Raw genomic sequence first — 17,618 nt, 5'->3', positions numbered from 1 at the left:
TCCTGGAAGCCGGGCATGCGAATGCCCGCCCGGGCAGGCCTGGGCGGGCATTCGGGGGAAACGGGGTCAGACGCGGGTGAGCTCGTCGCCGTCGCGCACCCCGCCGGAGGCCGTTCCGTTGACCGCACTGCTGGCGTCGCCGAACCGCTCGTTGAGGCGGGAGTGGCGCTGGCCGTAGGCGAAGTAGATCGCCATGCCAATGACCAGCCAGACGGCGAAGAAGATCCACGTCTCCACCGCAAGGTTGGTCATGAGGTAGAGGCACAGCACTGCGGACACGATGGGCAGGACCTTCCCGAAGGGGACGCGGAAGGCGGGCTTCAGGTCGGGGCGCTTCTTGCGGAGCACGAGGATGCCGAGGCTTACCACCACGAACGCGGACAGCGTTCCGATGTTGATCATTTCCTCCAGCAGGTCCACGTTGGTCAGGCCGGCCACCAGTGCAACAGCGGCGCCGCAGATGACCTGGAGGCGCACCGGCGTCGAACGCTTCTCGCTGGTCCTGGACAGCGCCCGGGGCAGGAGGCCATCGCGGCTCATGGCGAGAACCACGCGGGACAGGCCCATAAGGAGCACCATGATCACGGTGGTCAGGCCCACCAGCGAGCCGAAGGCGATGACCTTGGCGGCCGAGGTGTCGCCCACGGCTTCGAAAGCGGTGGTGAGGGTGGGGTTCTCCGCCTCGGCCAGCTGCGTGTAGGACACCATGCCGGTCAGGGCCAGGGAGACCAGGATGTAGAGCAGGGTCACCAGGGCCAGTCCGCCGAAGATGCCGCGCGGCAGGGTCTTCTGCGGGTTCTTCACTTCCTCGGCGGAGGTGGCCACCACGTCGAATCCGATGAAGGCGAAGAACACCAGGGCGGCGCCGGCAAAGATGCCCAGGGTGCCGTACTGGGCCGGGGCCGCGCCGGTCAGGAAGCCGAAGAACGACTGCTTGAGGACGTCGGCGGTGCCCGTGCCGCCGGTGGGCTCAGCGGCGGGAACGAACGGGGCGTAGTTTTCGAACTTCACGTAGGTAAAGCCCACCACGATCACAAAGAGGACGACGCCGATCTTGATCAGGGTGAAGATGTTGCCCACGCGGGCGGACAGCTTGGTGCCAAGGACCAGCAGCACGGTGAAGACGGCGACGATCAGGAAGGCGCCCCAGTAAAGGTCAACCCCGCCCAGGGAGACCGCCGGCGGGATATCGGCCCCCATGAGGGCGAACACCTTGCTGAGGTAAATGCCCCAGTACTTGGCGATGACCGCTGCGGCGGTGAAGAGTTCCAGGATCAGGTTCCAGCCGATGATCCAGGCCAGGAGTTCGCCCATGGTGGCGTAGGTGAAGACATAGGCTGAGCCTGCCACGGGGATGGCGGTGGCGAACTCGGCGTAGCACATGATGGCCAGCGCGCAGGTGACCGCGGCGACGGCAAAGGACAGCGTCACAGCCGGTCCCGAGAAGTTGGCTGCCGCCTTGGCGCCAACGGAGAAGATGCCGGCTCCGACAGCCACCGCGACGCCCATGATCATCAGGTCCCAGGTGCTGAGGGAACGCTTGAGCTTGCGTCCGGGCTCATCGGCGTCGGCCATCGACTGCTCGATGGATTTGGTCCGGAGAAGGTTCATAGGGAGATCACGATCCTGGTTTCGGCTGGAAACAGACCTCCTAACGCTAGTGTCCATCCACTGGACGGGCCGAATTGTTCCGAATGGTGAGACACGCGATATGCCAAACTTTGTTCCTGCAAACGCACGTGGGACCCTCCGGATGGAGGGTCCCACGCGTGGTTCAGCCGAATTATCAGGCAGGCCAGTCCATGAGGGTGGAGCGGATCAGGAACCGTTTGCCTTCCGGCGCTTCCACGGAAAAGCCGCTTCCGCGTCCCGGCACCACGTCCACTGTCAGGTGGGTGTGGCTCCAGTAGCTGAATTGTTCCCGGGACATCCAGAATTCCAGGGGCCGCGGTTCCAGTCCGTCGGAGAGGTCGAAGAGGCCCAGCAGGACGTCTGCTTCCGCGGTGATGAAGTCGCCCGCCGGATAGCACATGGGCGAGGACCCGTCACAGCAGCCGCCGGACTGGTGGAACATGAGCGGCCCGTGCTGGACCCACAGCTTCCGCAGCAGCTGCACGGCGGCCGGGGTGAGCGCCACCCGGGAGAAATCTTCCCCGGGCAGCGTCACCGCGGCCTTCAGCGTGTCCTGCATCAGAACCTCAGGACCACGCGGCCGTCGATCTTGGCGTGCTTCATCTCGTCCAGCACCGCGTTGATTTCCGAGAGCTCCCGGACTGAGACGGTGGGGTGGATCTTGCCCTGCGCGTAGAAGTCCAGCGCTTCCTCCATGTCCTGCCGGGTTCCCACGATTGAACCGCGGACCGTCAGGCCCTTGAGCACAATCTCGAAGATCGGTGCGGGAAAGTCGCCGGGCGGCAGCCCGTTGAACACGATCGTCCCGCCACGGCGTGCCATGCCGATGGCCTGGCCGAAAGCTGACGGGTGCACGGCCGTGACCAGGACGCCATGGCAACCTCCGGTTTCGCGCTGGATGACTTCCACCGGGTCCTCGTGCAGGGCGTTGACCGTCAGTTCGGCGCCGTGGGCCTTCGCCAGGGCGAGCTTGTCGTCGGCGATGTCCACGGCAGCCACCCGGAGGCCCATGGCCACTGCGTACTGGACGGCGATGTGGCCCAGGCCGCCGATGCCGGAGATGGTGACCCACTGGCCTGGCTTGGCCTCGGTCATCTTCAGGCCCTTGTAGACGGTGACGCCGGCGCACAGCACCGGCGCCACCTCGACGGGGTCGGATCCCGCCGGTATGCGGGCGGCGAACCGCGAGTCCACCAGCATGTACTCGCCGAACGAGCCGTCCACGCTGTAGCCGGCATTCTTCTGCGCTTCGCAGAGGGTTTCCCAGCCGGTGCGGCAGTACTGGCAGTCGCCGCAGGCGGACCAGAGCCAGGCGTTGCCCACCAGGTCGCCGACGGCCAGGTCGGTGACGCCCTCGCCGAGGGCCACCACTTCCCCCACGCCCTCGTGGCCGGGGATGAAGGGCGGCGAGGGCTTGACGGGCCAGTCGCCTTCTGCGGCGTGGAGGTCGGTGTGGCAGACGCCGGTGGTCAGGACCTTGACCAGCGCCTGTCCCGGACCTGGTGTGGGAATCTCGAGGTCCTGGACCTGGAGGTCCTTGCCGAATTCGGTTACTACTGCTGCTTGCATTCTCGTCGTCATTGGCGAAATCCTTGCGTCGTTGTGGCTGGGTGTGGGGCGGCGGTGCGCGGCGGTTCCTAGAAGAAGCCGAGCTTGTTTTCGTTGTAGCTGACCAGCAGGTTCTTGGTCTGCTGGTAGTGGTCCAGCATCATGGCGTGGTTCTCACGTCCGATGCCTGAGGACTTGTAGCCGCCGAACGCGGCACCGGCCGGGTAGGCGTGGTAGTTGTTCACCCAGACACGGCCGGCCTGGATTTCCCGGCCTGCCCGGTACGCGACGTTGCCGTTGCGCGACCAGACGCCGGCGCCGAGGCCGTACAGGGTGTCGTTGGCGAGGCCCATGGCCTCGTTGTAGTCGCTGAACTTCGTCACGGCGACCACCGGGCCGAAGATCTCCTCCTGGAAGATCCGCATCTTGTTGTGGCCCTCGAAGACCGTGGGCTGGACGTAGAAACCGCCGGCGAGGTCGCCGGGCAGTTCGGCGCGGGCGCCGCCGGTCAGGACCTTGGCGCCTTCCTGCTTTCCGATGTCGATGTAGGACAGGATCTTCTCGAGCTGGTCGTTGGAGGCCTGGGCGCCCACCTGGGTCTCGGTGTCCAGCGGGTTGCCCTGCACCATCTTCTCCACCCGGGCAACGGCGTCGGCCATGAAGGACTCGTAGATGTCTTCCTGGACGAGGGCGCGGGACGGGCAGGTGCACACCTCGCCCTGGTTGAAGGCGAACAGCGCGAAGCCTTCCTGTGCCTTGTCGTAGAAGGCGTCGTTTTCCTGGGCGACGTCGTTGAAGAAGATGTTGGGACTCTTGCCGCCGAGCTCGAGGGTGACGGGGATGAGGTTCTGGCTGGCGTACTGGCTGATCAGCCGGCCCGTGGTGGTCTCGCCCGTGAAGGCGATCTTGCGGATGCGGGGGCTGGACGCGAGCGGCTTTCCGGCCTCGACGCCGAAGCCGTTGACCACGTTCAGGACGCCGGCGGGGAGCAGGTCGCCGATGAGCTCCATCAGGACCAGGATGGACGACGGCGTCTGCTCGGCGGGCTTGAGCACCACGGCGTTGCCTGCGGCGAGCGCGGGAGCGAGCTTCCAGACGGCCATCAGGATGGGGAAGTTCCAGGGGATGATCTGGCCGACGACGCCGAGCGGCTCGTGGTAGTGGTAGGCCGTGGTGTCCTCGTCGAGCTGCGAGAGCCGGCCCTCCTGGGCGCGGACGGCGGAGGCGAAGTAGCGGAAGTGGTCCGCGGCCAGGGGCATGTCGGCATTGAGGGTTTCGCGGATGGGCTTGCCGTTGTCCCAGGACTCGGCGACGGCCAGCATTTCCAGGTTCTCGTCGATCCGGTCAGCGATCTTGTTCAGGATCGCGGCGCGCTCGGCCACGGAGGTCTTGCCCCAAGACGGTGCAACCTTGTGCGCGGCGTCGAGTGCCAGTTCAATGTCCTCCGCTGTTCCGCGGGCCACCTCGCAGAAGACCTTGCCCGTGACGGGGGTGACGTTTTCGAAGTACTGGCCCTTGACGGGGGCCACCCACTCGCCGCCGATCCAGTTCTCGTAGCGGTCCTTGAAGGTGACCTTCGAACCCTCGGTACCGGGCTGGGCGTAAACAGTCATTGCTAGCTCCTTTGCTGTGCATGGGGCGGAGGCCGGGTCATGGCCTCCGCCGTTGCACTCAGCGTAGGAGGGCAAAGGTTGCAGCCAGGTTGCACGGGAGTGGCCCAGCTCACAGAAAGGTTGCCGGATGGAACGACGGCGGCAGGCGCCTAGGCGCTGAGTTCGGCTTCCAGCCGCTCCAGGTCTGCGACGACGGCGGCACGCTTGGGCGAGCGGGCAGGCAGCAGTTTCAGGGCGGCACGGCGGACACCGACGTCGTCCCTCGCCTCCGGCAGCTCCGCGTACCGGAGCAGCGTTTCGGCGCTGCCGTCGGTGAGGACGGCTTCGCGCATCAGGGACGAGACCCTGTCCCGAAGGTCGATGATGCCGGGCGCCTCGGACTTGGGCAGGACGGCGCCGCGATAGATCTCGAGCGCGATCCGGTGGGCGCCGCGCTGCAGGCAGTTCAGGACCTGTCCGCTGTCCGGAACAAGGTCCATGCTGAGCTTGTAGGGCCGGGACTCCGGCACGGCGGCCGGGTTGAGCTGCTGCAGGACCTTGCGCAGCCTGACCATTTCGGCACGCAGGGTCATGGTGGAGCCGTCGCCCGGGTACAGGAGGACGCTGAGTTCCTCGGCGCTCAGTCCGCCAGGATGCGAGCTCAGCAGGGCGAGGATTTCGCTGTGCCGGGCGGACAGCACCACGGTTTTGCCTTCGATGCTGAGCAGGGCCTGGTCCCGGCCCAGAAGCTGGAGGCTGTTGCGGTACAGGCTGCTTTCCTTCGCCCCTGCCCCCGGTGACCGGGAAGCGCTGCCTTGGCTCCGCCGTCGTGCGGGCCTGCTGGCCAGCGACGCCGCCAGCTGCAGCCGTTCAACGCGCAGCTGCGCCTGCGCGGCGGCCACGGTCGCCTCGACGAGCGACAACGTGTGGGGTGCCACCGCCGTGGCCGTACCGGTAATGTCCACGACGCCCAGGACGGCACCGGAATCCGGATCGTGGAAAGGAACAGCGGTGCAGCTCCACGGGTGGACCGTCCGCTGGTAGTGCTCGGCACCGGAGATCTGGATGCCCCGCCCCAGGGCCAGGGCGGTTCCGGGCGCGCTGGTGCCAACGGTGGCTTCGGACCAGTCCGCGCCCGGGACGAACATCATGCCCTCAGCCCGGCGCTGCAGCGCGGGGTCCCCGTCAACCCACAGCAGCCTGCCCACTTCGTCGCCCACCGCCACCAGCAGGCCGCTGTCATGGCTGGGCTGCACCAGGAGTTTGTTGATCACCGGCATGATGGCGGCCAGGGGGTGCTGCCTGCGGTAGTCGTCCAGTTCGTCCAGGTCCATGGCCAGCGGGGCCGCCGGATTGTCCGGGTTCGCTTTGAAGCCTGCCGACCGCTGCCAGGATTCGCGGATCAGTGCACGCAGGCCGGGCAGCTCCGGGGCATCGGCGAACGTGCCGCCGTCGAGCTGCTCGTGCGCGGCCAGGGCGCGGAGCTGCAGCGACTCGCCGGCGCCGGGCTGGGTGAGGTTCGTCATCGAACTCCTGGTTGCTGCAATCCGTCTGCAGGGGACATGGCCGCACGCTGCCGGCCAAGGGGTGGTGGCCATTGTAGCGCGGCCCTCCTCCCCCACCTAGCCTCCCAGCCGGGGTCGAGGGTGGGTCAGCCGCGGGAGATGCGGATCATCTCCTCGCGCGGCACCACCTTGATGCGTTCGCGGACCACGTGGTCCAGGCCTTCCGGACCGGTCCAGGCCGCACCGAGCTGTGCCTCGTGGGCGTCCAGCCTGTTCCAGCCCTCCCACGTGGTGTATTCGATGCCGCGCTCTTCCAGCAGGTCGATGATGGCCTGGGGGTCGGGGTTCTGGGCCGGCGGCAGGGTCAGCCGGTCCTCGAGCAGGAAGCCGATGGTCTCCAGGGCGTCGCCCTTGGTGTGGCCGATCAGGCCCACCGGTCCCCGCTTGATCCAGCCGGTGGCGTAGATGCCGGGAACCGGGTTGCCTTCGGCGTCCAGGACGCGGCCGCCTTCGTTGGGGATGACGCCCCGCTTGGCGTCGTACTCGAGTTCGTCCAGGGCGGAGCCGTGGTAGCCGATGGCCCGGTAGACCGCCTGGACGGGGTATTCGATGTACTCCCCTGTGCCTTTCACGTTGCCGGTGCCGTCCAGCTGCATGCGCTCGAACTTGATGCCGCCCACCTTGCCCGTGCCGCTGTCCCCGCCTTCGGCAAGTACCTCCACGGGGCTGTGCAGGAAGTGCAGGTGCAGCCGCCGGGAGGACGGATTCTCGGACTCGGCGTGTTCCTCGACCAGCCAGTTGGTGAGGGTGTTCACCATGGTCTTGATCTGGTTGTTGCTGCGGATGGCTTCATCGGAGGCTTCATCAAATTCGAAGTCTTCGGGGTAGAGCACAATGTCCACGTCGTTCATGTGGCTCAGTTCGCGCAGCTCCAGCGGCGTGAACTTCACCTGGGCAGGGCCGCGGCGGCCAAACACATGCACGTCCGTGACCGGGGAAGCCTTCAGGCCGGCGTACACGTTGTCCGGGATCTCGGTGCTCAGCAGCTCTTCGGGGTGCTTGACCAGCATCCGCGCCACGTCCAGGGCCACGTTGCCGTTGCCGATCACGGCGATTTCCCTGGCGTCCAGCGGCCATTCGCGCGGCACATCCGGGTGGCCGTCGTACCAGGAGACGAAGTCCGCACCGCCGAACGAGCCCTGCAGGTCGATGCCGGGGATGTCCAGGTCCGCGTCCTTGACGGCGCCGGTGGAGAAGATCACGGCGTCGTAGAAGGCGCGGAAGTCGTGGAGGGTGAGGTCACGGCCATAGGTCACGTTGCCCAGGAACCGGATGTCGCCGCGGTCAAGGACCTTGTGCAGCGCGTTGACGATGCCCTTGATGCGGGGATGGTCCGGGGCCACGCCGTAACGGATCAGGCCATACGGCGCCGGGTAGGCCTCGAACAGGTCGATACTGACCTCGAAGTCGCCGTCCTTGACCCCGCTGGACTTGGTCAGGATGTCCGCAGCGTAGACGCCCGCCGGTCCCGCGCCCACAATGGCGACGCGGAGGGGACGGGAAGAGGTGGTTTCGCTGTGGTTGGACACCGGAAGCCCTTCTGAACTGATCATCTGATGCGTGACGTCGCGCCGAACAGGTAGCGCACAGTCCCCTATTCTAGGCCTCAGCCGCTTTTCGCCAGCGGAACCACGTCGCCTTCCCGGTAAAGCAGCGCCCGGAGCTCGGCCTCGGCGGAGTCGGGCCGTTTGGGGTCGATGGTTTCGCCCTCGTGGTAGTGGTCCAGCACGCGCGGGTCCACGTAGCTCTTGCGGGCGATGGACGGGGTGTTGCCCAGCACCTCGGACGCGTCAACCATGGCCCGGCTGATGGCACGCTTGCGCTTGGCGGCCGTCCGCTGCGGGCCGGTCCGTGCCAGGCTGGCGGCGGCAGCCGCGGTCCCGCGCAGGGTCCGGAAGTCCTTGGCGGTGAAGTCCGAGCCGGTCCGCTCCTTCACGTAGGCGTTGATGTCCGCGCTGGTGACAGGACGCCAGCGCCGGCCCTCCTTGTACGCCAGGAGCCTGGCGTTTCCGCCGCGGCGCTTGAGCAGGCGCAGCAGGGCGGCGAGGTCGGCGTCGCGGATTTCAGATTCCCAGTCCTTTCCGCTCTTGGCCGGGAAACTTAGGTGGACCCGGTCCTTGCGCACCTGGACATGGGCGCACAGCAGGGTGGCCAGCCCGTGGCTGCCGTTCTCGTTCGTATACCGTTCGGACCCCACCCGCAGGGACCCGCTGTCCAGCATCCTGAAAGCGCCGGCGAGGACACGCTCGCGCGGGAACCCTTCCCCGCGCAGGTCCATGGTGACCCGACGCCGGGCAGCAGGCAGCGATTCGGCCAGCTGCAGGGCGCGGTCGAACTTGACCCGGTCCTTCCGTTCCCGCCATTCCGGATGGTAGATGTACTGGCGCCGGCCCACGGCATCCAGCCCGGTGGCCTGGATGTGCCCGTTCTCAAACGGGGCAATCCAGACGTCGGTCCAGGCCGGCGGGATGCCAATGCTCTCCAGCCGGTCCCGGACGGGGCCGGGCGGCAGCGTTGAACCATCGAGGTCCCGGTAGCTGAAGCCCTTGCCGGCGGCGACACGGCGGTAGCCCCGGCCTGAGGCATTGCTGCGACGGAGCCTCACAGGGCCGTGCCCGGCCGCTTCGCGAATGTCATGAAAGCAAGCCTACTGACTATTTCCCGGATTGCATGTCCTGCCTGCTGGAATACCTGCCACTGAGGTGGTGTTATGGGTTTCGTGCCCTCTCCCGACGGATCGTCCTCCCTCAGCGCCCCGGCTCCCGCGGCTGCCGCCGGTTCCTCCTCCGGCCCTTCTTCCCCGGCAGCGGGGCCCAAGGCAGTGGACAAGGAGACGACGGCGGGAGTCCTCTTCGGCATCGCCGCCTACGGGCTGTGGGGGCTGCTCCCGCTGTACTTCTTTGTGCTCATGCCGGCCGGCGCCGTCGAAATCGTGGCCAACCGGGTGGTGTGGTCGCTGCTGTTCTGCGCACTCCTCATCACGGTCACCCGTGCCTGGTCCGCCCTGGCCCAGGCCCTCCGGAACCGCGCTGTGTTCGGATCCCTGGCCCTGGCCGCCCTCCTGATCGCCGTCAACTGGCTTACCTACACCTATGGAGTCACCACAGGACAGGCCGTTGAGGCGTCCCTCGGCTACTTTATTAACCCGCTGGTGTCCGTGCTGCTCGGCGTGTTTGTCCTGAAGGAAAAGCTGCGGCCGCTGCAGTGGGCCGCCGTCGGCATCGGGTTCGTGGCGGTGGGCGTCCTGACGTACTCCTACGGCAAGCTCCCCTGGATCGCGCTGACCCTGGCGTTCAGCTTTGGCCTGTACGGGTTCGTCAAGAAACGCGTGGGGCCGCGGGTGGACGCCGTCACGAGCCTCAGCGTGGAAACCATGGTGCTGGCCCCCTTCGCAGCCGCCACCATGATCTTCCTGGCCGCGACCGGAACCGACACCCTCACCACCCAGGGTCCCGGCCACTTCTGGCTCCTGGTGGCGTCCGGGGTGATCACCGCGGTTCCGCTGCTGTTCTTCGGCGCTTCCGCCCGCAGGCTGCCCATGACCACCATCGGCCTCCTCCAATACTGCGCCCCCGTCCTGCAGTTCATCATTGCCCTCGTGGTGTTCAGGGAAGCGATGACCGTGGACCGCTGGATCGGGTTCGGCGTGGTGTGGCTGGCCCTGGCCGTCCTGACCGTGGACATGCTGGGGACGGCGCGCAGGAACTCGGTGGCCCGGCGCGCAAAGCGGGGCACATGACCTCTCCTGCCGCGGGAAGCACCAGGCGTACCCGCATCCGTATCGCCGTCGCCGCGCTCCTCGCGCTTGCCGTCCTGGCGGCGCTGGTGCTGATCACCACCCTTCCGCCAGGGGACCGGCCGCCCGGGCCTGCCAGCCCTGAACCTTCCCCGCCCGCCACAACGGCAACGGCCCCGGCGGCAGGGGGACCCGCGGTGGAAACGTCCAGCTTCTCGGGGTCGGGAGACGTAGCGGATGACGCGGCCATTTGGGTGGACCCCGCCAATCCGGCCAACAGCGTGGTGATCGCGGACAACAAGGCAGACACGGACGGGGGCATCGCTGTCTTTGGGATGGACGGCGAACTGATCCATTTCCGTCCGGACGGGAAGATCGGCAACGTCGACCTGAGGACAGGGTTTCCGCTGTCCGGGGAAACGGCCGTGCTGGTGGGCGGGAACAACCGGACGGACGACACCCTGGCCCTGTGGACCCTGGACACACAGACCCGGGAACTCACACCCGTAGCGGCAGGCGACATTCAGACGTTCGCACCCAACTACGGCTTCTGCATGTACCGAAGCAGCGCCAGCGGCAAGTTCTACGCCTTTGTCACCCCGAACGAGGAAGGACCCATCCAACAGTTCGAGTTGGCTGACGACGGCGACGGCCGGGTGGAGGCGGAGCTCGTCAGGGAGCTTCCGGTCAGCAGCATCACGGAAAGCTGCGTGGCGGACGACGAGCTGGGGCACCTCTACATCGCGCAGGAAGACGTCGGCGTGTGGAAGTACAGCGCCGAACCCGACGCCGGCAAGGAACGGACCGCCGTGGACAAAACCGGTGCAGGGCGGCTCGTGGCAGACGTGGAGGGGCTGGGCATCAGCTACGGCCCCGGCGGATCAGGGCACCTTTTCGTGTCCAGCCAGGGCGACTCCACCATTGCCATCTATGAGCGGTCCGGCAGCAACGCCTTCGTCAGGAAGTTCAGTGTGGGCGGCAACGGGGATATCGACGGCGTGTCCGGAACCGACGGCCTGGACGTGACGGCACTGGACGCCGGGCCGCAGTTTGAACAGGGACTCCTGGTGGTCCACGACGAAGAGAACAGCGGCGGGACAACGTCCAACCTGAAGTACATTCCGCTGGACTCCGTCCTTCGCTGATCCGGACCGCCCCGGCAGGCGTTCCCCGGACAACCGCTGCCCAAACAGGAAAGCCCCAGGCCCCGGAAGCATGCTCTCCGGGGCCTGGGGCTGTGTGCGCCCTTGCGGGGGCGTTGGTTAGGGGCGGGTGTTACGCGTTGGCCCTGATGGCGGCGGCGAGGACGTCCAGGCCGTCGTTGAGCAGGTCATCGGTGATGACCAGCGGCGGCAGCAGGCGGATCACGTTGCCGTAGGTTCCGCACGTCAGGATGATGACGCCTTCCTTGAGGCAGGCAGCGGCCACGGCCTTGGTCAGTTCCGGGTTGGGTTCCTTGGAGCCTGCCTGGACCAGTTCAATGGCCAGCATGGCGCCGCGGCCGCGGATGTCACCGATCACGGCGGTCCCGGCGGCGGCGAGCTCGGTCTGGAGTTCGCGGAGCCGGCCGGTGGCGAGTTCCTCGATGTGGCGGGCACGCCCGTTGAGGTTGTACTCCTCCATGGAGCCAATGGAGGCCAGCGCAGCGGCGCAGGCAACCGGGTTGCCGCCGTAGGTGCCGCCCAGGCCGCCCGGGTGGACGGCGTCCAGCAGGTCTGCCCGGCCGGTGATGGCGGACAGCGGCATGCCGCCGGCGATGCCCTTGGCCATGGTCAGGATGTCCGGGACAACGCCCTCGTGGTTGACGGCGAACCATTCACCGGTGCGGCAGAAGCCGGACTGGACCTCGTCCGCGATGAAGACGATGCCCTTGTCCTTGGCCCACGCGGCCAGTGCCGGAAGGAAGCCCTCGGCCGGGACGATGAAGCCGCCCTCGCCCTGGATGGGTTCGATGATGATCGCGGCAACCTGGTCCCCGCCGATCTGCTTTTCGATCATGGTGATGGCACGCTTGGCGGCCTCGGCACCGGTGATCTCCGGGTTTTCCTCGCGGTAGGGGTAGCTCATGGGCATGCGGTAGACCTCGGGCGCGAACGGGCCGAAGTTGGTCTTGTACGGCATGGCCTTGGCGGTGAGCGCCATGGTGAGGTTGGTCCGGCCGTGGTACGCGTGGTCGAACGCCACGACGGCGTCGCGTCCGGTGGCGAGGCGGGCCACCTTGACGGCGTTCTCCACAGCCTCGGCGCCGGAGTTGAAGAGGACGGTGCGCTTCTCGTGGCTGCCCGGGGTAAGGCGGTTCAGCTGTTCGGCCACCGCCACGTAGCCCTCGTAGGGGGTCACCATGAAGCAGGTGTGGGTGAAGTGCTCCACGGCTTCCTTGACGGCCCCGACGACGGCGGGATCGGACGCGCCGACGCTCGTCACGGCGATGCCCGAGCCGAGGTCGATGAAGGAGTTGCCGTCGACGTCGTGGATGATCCCGCCGTCGGCGTCTGCAACGTAGACGGGGACGCTGGAGGCTACGCCGGCGGCGACGACTGCCTTGCGGCGTTCCGTCAGGGCCACGGATTTGGGTCCGGGGAAGTCAGCCTGGACCCGGCGCTTCTGCTCCAGGCGGAAGGTGATGTCTGATGCTGTGGTGGTCATGGGGGAGGCCTTTCTTTGAAGCCTGGGATTTGGTGCGGTCGAAATGGAAGGCGCGGTTACGCGTCGAGGGCGGACATGACGTGCTTGATGCGCGTGTAGTCCTCCACGCCGTACATGGAGAGGTCCTTGCCGTAGCCGGACTGCTTGAAACCGCCGTGGGGCATTTCGGCGGTGAGGAGGATGTGGGTGTTGATCCAGACGGCACCGAAATCGAGGTCCCGGCTGAGCCGCATGGCCGTGCCGTGGTTGCTGGTCCAGACGCTCGAGGCCAGGGCGTAGTCAACGTCGTTCGCCAGTTCAACGGCCTCCTCCTCGGTGCTGAACTTCTGCACCGTGATGACGGGTCCAAAGGTTTCCTTCTGGACAATGTCGTCGGTCTGCCTGGCGCCGGTGACGATGGTGGGTTCGAAGAAGTAGCCCTTCTCCCCCGCCCGGTGGCCGCCGGTGACAATCCTGCAGTTCTCCGGCAGGTTTTCCACCACGGAGCTGACGGCGTTGAAGTGGTTGATATTGTTGAGCGGGCCGAAGTAGTTGTCCTCGTCGTTCTGCGAGCCCGTGCGCAGGGTCCTGGTGTGCTCCACCATTGCCGCCACGACGTCGTCGTGCACGGAATCCTCCACCAGCACCCGCGTGATGGCCGTGCAGTCCTGCCCTGCGTTGAAGAACGCGAATTCGGCAATCGCCGCCGCGCTCTTCTTGATGTCGGCGTCCTTGAAGACAATGGCGGGAGCCTTGCCGCCGAGCTCGAGGTGGGCACGCTTGAGGCCTTTGGCCGCACCCGAGGCCACAGCGATGCCGGCGCGGACGGAGCCGGTGATGGACACCAGGCCGGGGACCTTGTGGTCAACCATCATTGCGCCGGTTTCGCCGGTGCCCAGCACCACGTTCAGGACGCCGGCCGGAAAGATCTCACCGGCCAGGCGGGCCAGGACCAGGGTGGATTCCGGCGTGGTGTCCGAGGGCTTGAGCACCACGGTGTTGCCGGCTGCCAGTGCGGGACCGATTTTCCAGATGGCCATCAGGAACGGGTAGTTCCAGGGTGCCACCTGCGCCACGACGCCAATGGGCTCGCGGCGCACGTAGGAGGTGTGGCCTTCGAAGTATTCGCCGGCGGACTTGCCCTCGAGGATGCGGGCCGCGCCGGCAAAGAAACGGAGCTGGTCGGCACCGGCGGCCACCTCCTCCGAGGCGATCAGGGAGCGCACCTGGCCGGTGTTGCGGTGCTGGGCTTCCACGAGTTCATCGCTGTTGGCCTCGACGGCGTCAGCGAGCTTGAGGAGCATGAGCTGGCGCTGGCCCGGGGTGACGTGCTTCCAGGTTTTGAAGGCGTCCTTGGCCGCGGTCATGGCAGCGTCCACATCGGCCTGCACCGAGACGGGCGACTGCGCCACGACCTCGCCGTTCGTGGGGTTCACGATGTCCAGCAGGGCGGTGCCGGCAGGGGTGACGAACTTGCCGTTGATGAAGTTCTGCAAGGTTTGGACCACGGTGTGCAACCTCTTTCGTAGGGGCCGTCCGCGCCCGGGCGGAATTCAGGGCGGAAGGATGGAACTGCCTAGAGCCTATGCCAGCGCCCTTGCGCCGTGAATAGCCACCTGCACACCCTTCCTGAACCTGTTTAGTGCGGTTGCCCAGCGCCCCTTTATCCTTGATCCATGGCCATTTCCCTTGCCGCCCTCTTGGGTGTGAACTCCCTGAAGCTGACCAAGGCCGGGCTCGCGGAAACCACCTGGCACCAGGACATCAACTGGGTGGCCGTGACCGAACTTGAGGACCCGCACCGCTTCATCAACGGCGGCGAACTGATCCTCACCACCGGCCTGCGCCTGCGGTCCGCCCCGGAACAGCGGCGCTTTGTCCGACAGGTGCAGCGGGCCGGCGCCGTGGGCATCGGCTTTGGCGTGGGGCTCTCGCACGAGGCAGTCCCCCCGGCCCTGCTGGCGGAAGCCAACCGCTGGGGACTGCCCGTGGTGGAGGTCCCCTATGAGACGCCCTTCATCGCCATCGGCAAACTGGTGGCCGACGCCCAGTCCGCGGACCACTACGCGAAGCTCGAACGGCTGATCGCCGGGCACCAGGTGCTGGCGCGCGCACTGCTCACCGGCGGCGGGCTCTCCGAGCTCCTCAAGCACCTGGGCGGCATGCTGCGCACCGATGTTGCCCTGACCCAGTTCACGGCCCAGCTCTACAACAGCAGCAGCGAACCTCCCTCGGCCGACACATGGTCCTCCTACCCCGTCCCCACCGGCCGGCGGGACGCCTGCACCCTGTGGGTCCGGCAGCCCTTCGAGGATTCAGGCATCATCGGCTACGCCCAGAACCTGATCAGCGTTGAACTGAACAACATGGTCAAGCAGCGCCAGGCCCAGCGGGCATTGTGCGGCCAGGTCCTCGAGGACGTCATCCACGGGGCCCTGGAAACCAGCGAGGCCCAGCGGCGCCTGGCGGGCGTGGGCGTGAACAGCACCCGCAAGAACGTGGTGCTGCTGGCCGTGTCCGCCGCGCACAACAAAGCGCTGGTGAGCACCTCCGTGCCGCGCGAACTGGAGAACGCCGTGGCCGCCGTCGTGGGCAAGGACCTGGTGCTGGTGATTAATGACGACGGCGGCGGCGCACCTGCGCTGGCCCGCAAGCTGAGTGACCACCTCGCCGAGGCGGGCCTCCACGCGACCATCGGAATCGGCGGGGCGTACACCAAACCGAACGGCCTGCGGTGGAGCTACTTCGAGGCCCGGGATGCCGCCAGCCACGGCTTGCCCGTCAACGAACCGGAGCGGCTGAGCCTCACATCGCTGCTGCTGGCCAGCGAGGACGTGCCGCTGGCGGACATGGCCAATGAGTCCCTGAACCCGCTCCGGACCTTCGATGCCACCCACGGCTCGGAGCTGATGACCACCCTGGAGAGCTACCTCAACAACAACGGCTCGGTGGCCGCGGTGGCGGAGGAACTCACGCTGCACCGGAACACGGTCCGCTACCGGCTGGCGCAGATCACCGAGCTGACCGGGTACGACCCCGCCGTCACCACGGACCGCGTCCAGCTCTGGCTGGCCCTGGCCGTAGCCCGGCTGGGCGCCCGGCAGGGCAAGTAGCCACCGGCGTTAAAGGACCCCGCGGCGCAGCAGCTCGCGGGATTTCCTGCGGGCTTTCCGGTACTTGGCTTCGGCGTCCTTCATCAGCTCGTCCTGCCGGTTCTCCAGTGCGGCGAAGACCGCGGCCGCGGCAGTCTGCTCCTGGCGCGAACCCACGGTGATCAACAGGTCGCGGGCTATCACGGCGTCATGGAAGTCGCCCAGGATCTTCTGCTGCCGCTGCGCCGCCTTGGCCACCTTCCCGGCGCGCCTGCCATGCACCAGGGCCGCCGTTTCCGCCACGTGCCGGAGCCGCTTGGCATCCTTGCGTACCTGGTGGAGGGCGTTTTCGTGGTCCGTTCCGCGCCTGGCACGCGTTGCCGCCTTGTGCGAGCGCCGCAGCCGCCGGGCCGACTTGTCCACTGCTTTCGCGGACTCCCGGCGGCCCCGCGCCACGGCCTCCGACCGGACCGGCGGGGCGTCCCGGAAGGCCTCAAGTTCGTCCAGGAGCCGGAAGTAGCGGTCGGAGCGCAGTGCTTCCTGCAGCTGCCGGTACCCGTCGTCGAACGCGCCGCCCACTTTGCGCTCCACCCGGTCACTGGCAGCAGCAACCCCCTCGCCCGGCGGCAGTTCACCCAGGTGCCCGCGGAGCCTGTCCAGCAGGACCTCGGCGTCCCGCGGACCGCCCAGCAACTGGCCCAGCCACTTCAGTTCATCGCGCAGATGCCGCACCGGGCGGGCGGTGTACAGCTTGCGGTAGGCCGCGAGCGCGGAACGGATCCGCCGGACCGCTGAGCGCATGTTGTGCACGGACTCGGGTTCCTCCAGCCGGACCCCAGGATCCTGGGCCAGGACTTCCTGGATCTGCCCGGCGAGGTACACGGTGACGACGGCGGCCGCTGGCGCCTTCTTGCCGGCAGCAAGGTCCGGGGTGCTTCCGTCCGGCGCGCTTCCGTTGTGGGTGCTTTGGCCGCCCGTTCCGCCGCCGAGGGCACGCGCCAGCTTGGAGGCATGGCCTGCAGGGCGTGCGCCGGCCTGGACCAGCAGTTCCTCGGCCGGGGCAAAAAGCTCGGGCCCGCCGTGGACAAGTTCCAGCTCCCACTCGCGCCACTGCTGCCCGCCGGGGACGGAGCCTTCTCCCTTTCCCGGATGGAGGCGCTCAGCGGTCACGCGGTCGTCGGCCAGGTCTGCCAGGTGCGTGCCGTCCCCGCCGTAGAGGGCGTGGGTGGTGCGCCTGGTCTCGAGCCGGACCACCGGTGCCACGGCCGCTCCGCGGAGGTACGCCTGGATGTGGACCAGCAGGCTGTCCGGCACCACGCCGGGCTGTCCCAGCGGGGCGTGCAGTTCCCGCCGCTGCTGGGGTTCCGCTGTGCCGCCGCCGGACTCCAGCGGCGGCAGCTTCAGGTGCCAGCCTGCGTCGGTTCCGCCCGTGCGGCGCCGAAGGGTGATCCGGCGGGACGCGAGGATGTGCCGGGCGGTGTCGAAGTAAACGGCTTCCAGGATGGCGGTGTGGGGCGCCCCGGCCCTGGCCACGCCGGGAAGGCTGTCCAGCGCGGGCACGGCGGCATCGTCGTCGACGTCGTACTTCTTTTCGATCTCAAGTCCCTGCGAAGCCTTCACAAGCTGTCCCTTCCGCATCGCGCGCCGGGGTCCGGTCCATGGCGTCCGGGCTCCCGCTGGCAGTCTATTGGCCGCCGCCGGGAAGCCGGGAGAGCTTGGCCACAGAACCGCAAACATCAAACGTCTAACCTTTAGACTTGTGGGATGTCCGCCCCGAATCCTCCCGCCGCCCAAGCGCCGTCGGCCCCCGCCCAGGCCGCCGCAGCCC

13 protein-coding genes are annotated in these 17,618 nt (G+C 67.5%); 3 read left to right on the top strand and 10 right to left on the bottom strand.

The genetic code is table 11. The annotated features are described in order from the left end of the window. Positions 1 to 66: 66 nt before the first annotated feature. The 7 genes from NFU08_RS07685 to NFU08_RS07655 all read right to left on the bottom strand — a co-directional run bounded on the left by NFU08_RS07685 (position 67) and on the right by NFU08_RS07655 (position 8,942). Positions 67 to 1,611, bottom strand: coding sequence for an amino acid permease (locus NFU08_RS07685; protein ID WP_174181445.1), 1,545 nt, complete (start codon positions 1,609 to 1,611; stop codon positions 67 to 69). Between the two features lie 175 nt (positions 1,612 to 1,786). Next, positions 1,787 to 2,191 carry a DUF779 domain-containing protein gene (locus tag NFU08_RS07680; RefSeq protein WP_251421989.1) on the bottom strand — a complete coding sequence of 135 codons (405 nt, stop codon included), beginning with the start codon at positions 2,189 to 2,191 and terminating at the stop codon, positions 1,787 to 1,789. Then, positions 2,191 to 3,213 carry an alcohol dehydrogenase AdhP gene (gene adhP, locus NFU08_RS07675; RefSeq protein ID WP_174181440.1) on the bottom strand — a complete coding sequence of 341 codons (1,023 nt, stop codon included), beginning with the start codon at positions 3,211 to 3,213 and terminating at the stop codon, positions 2,191 to 2,193. The genes NFU08_RS07680 and adhP overlap by 1 nt, the downstream gene beginning before the upstream one ends. Positions 3,214 to 3,269: 56 nt before the next feature. Continuing rightward, positions 3,270 to 4,793 (bottom strand): aldehyde dehydrogenase family protein, encoded by a 1,524-nt coding sequence (locus NFU08_RS07670; protein ID WP_174181438.1) that lies wholly within the window; start codon positions 4,791 to 4,793, stop codon positions 3,270 to 3,272. Between the two features lie 149 nt (positions 4,794 to 4,942). Next, the gene (locus NFU08_RS07665; RefSeq protein ID WP_251421986.1) at positions 4,943 to 6,298 is read right to left on the bottom strand and encodes a GAF domain-containing protein; all 1,356 of its coding nucleotides are present in this window, start codon (positions 6,296 to 6,298) and stop codon (positions 4,943 to 4,945) included. Positions 6,299 to 6,423: 125 nt separating this feature from the next. Then, positions 6,424 to 7,890 carry an FAD-dependent oxidoreductase gene (locus NFU08_RS07660; protein ID WP_397425411.1) on the bottom strand — a complete coding sequence of 489 codons (1,467 nt, stop codon included), beginning with the start codon at positions 7,888 to 7,890 and terminating at the stop codon, positions 6,424 to 6,426. A 53-nt stretch (positions 7,891 to 7,943) separates the two neighbouring features. Next, positions 7,944 to 8,942, bottom strand: coding sequence for a DNA topoisomerase IB (locus NFU08_RS07655; RefSeq protein WP_174181434.1), 999 nt, complete (start codon positions 8,940 to 8,942; stop codon positions 7,944 to 7,946). 105 nt (positions 8,943 to 9,047) lie between these two features. Here NFU08_RS07655 and rarD point away from each other — a divergent pair, with 105 nt between their 5' ends. Continuing rightward, positions 9,048 to 10,076, top strand: a complete 1,029-nt coding sequence (rarD, locus tag NFU08_RS07650; protein WP_251421983.1) for an EamA family transporter RarD — start codon at positions 9,048 to 9,050, stop codon at positions 10,074 to 10,076. After that, positions 10,073 to 11,218, top strand: coding sequence for a phytase (locus NFU08_RS07645; protein WP_251421980.1), 1,146 nt, complete (start codon positions 10,073 to 10,075; stop codon positions 11,216 to 11,218). Before rarD ends, NFU08_RS07645 begins: the two co-directional genes overlap by 4 nt. 130 nt (positions 11,219 to 11,348) lie before the next feature. On the opposite strand, the gene gabT is transcribed toward NFU08_RS07645, so the two are convergent. Together gabT and NFU08_RS07635 are read right to left on the bottom strand one after the other, a co-directional pair. After that, a complete protein-coding gene (gabT, locus tag NFU08_RS07640) occupies positions 11,349 to 12,719 on the bottom strand; it encodes a 4-aminobutyrate--2-oxoglutarate transaminase (RefSeq protein WP_251421978.1) in 1,371 nt (456 codons plus the stop codon). A 56-nt stretch (positions 12,720 to 12,775) separates the two neighbouring features. Further along, on the bottom strand, positions 12,776 to 14,206 hold the full coding sequence (locus NFU08_RS07635) for a gamma-aminobutyraldehyde dehydrogenase (RefSeq protein WP_251421974.1): 1,431 nt from the start codon (positions 14,204 to 14,206) through the stop codon (positions 12,776 to 12,778). Positions 14,207 to 14,374: 168 nt separating this feature from the next. Between NFU08_RS07635 and NFU08_RS07630 the strand changes: the two genes are divergently transcribed. Then, the gene (locus NFU08_RS07630) at positions 14,375 to 15,811 is read left to right on the top strand and encodes a PucR family transcriptional regulator (protein WP_174181422.1); all 1,437 of its coding nucleotides are present in this window, start codon (positions 14,375 to 14,377) and stop codon (positions 15,809 to 15,811) included. 9 nt (positions 15,812 to 15,820) lie between these two features. On the opposite strand, the gene NFU08_RS07625 is transcribed toward NFU08_RS07630, so the two are convergent. Further along, complete coding sequence (locus NFU08_RS07625) at positions 15,821 to 17,410, bottom strand: CYTH and CHAD domain-containing protein (protein ID WP_251421970.1); 1,590 nt, start codon at positions 17,408 to 17,410, stop codon at positions 15,821 to 15,823. Between the last annotated feature and the right edge of the window lie 208 nt (positions 17,411 to 17,618).

The organism is Pseudarthrobacter sp. NCCP-2145, from assembly GCF_023708005.1.
Taxonomy (GTDB): domain Bacteria; phylum Actinomycetota; class Actinomycetes; order Actinomycetales; family Micrococcaceae; genus Arthrobacter; species Arthrobacter oxydans.
The sequence above is the reverse complement of the archived record's forward strand: the minus strand, read 5'-3'. Positions and strand labels throughout refer to the sequence as shown.

Coding starts and splice junctions, on each gene's coding strand:
- NFU08_RS07685 (WP_174181445.1), bottom strand. CDS start 1,611: ATGAACCTTCTCCGGACCAAATCCATCGAGCAGTCGATGGCCGACGCC.
- NFU08_RS07680 (WP_251421989.1), bottom strand. CDS start 2,191: ATGCAGGACACGCTGAAGGCCGCGGTGACGCTGCCCGGGGAAGATTTC.
- adhP (WP_174181440.1), bottom strand. CDS start 3,213: ATGACGACGAGAATGCAAGCAGCAGTAGTAACCGAATTCGGCAAGGAC.
- NFU08_RS07670 (WP_174181438.1), bottom strand. CDS start 4,793: ATGACTGTTTACGCCCAGCCCGGTACCGAGGGTTCGAAGGTCACCTTC.
- NFU08_RS07665 (WP_251421986.1), bottom strand. CDS start 6,298: ATGACGAACCTCACCCAGCCCGGCGCCGGCGAGTCGCTGCAGCTCCGC.
- NFU08_RS07660 (WP_397425411.1), bottom strand. CDS start 7,890: ATGATCAGTTCAGAAGGGCTTCCGGTGTCCAACCACAGCGAAACCACC.
- rarD (WP_251421983.1), top strand. CDS start 9,048: ATGGGTTTCGTGCCCTCTCCCGACGGATCGTCCTCCCTCAGCGCCCCG.
- NFU08_RS07645 (WP_251421980.1), top strand. CDS start 10,073: ATGACCTCTCCTGCCGCGGGAAGCACCAGGCGTACCCGCATCCGTATC.
- gabT (WP_251421978.1), bottom strand. CDS start 12,719: ATGACCACCACAGCATCAGACATCACCTTCCGCCTGGAGCAGAAGCGC.
- NFU08_RS07630 (WP_174181422.1), top strand. CDS start 14,375: ATGGCCATTTCCCTTGCCGCCCTCTTGGGTGTGAACTCCCTGAAGCTG.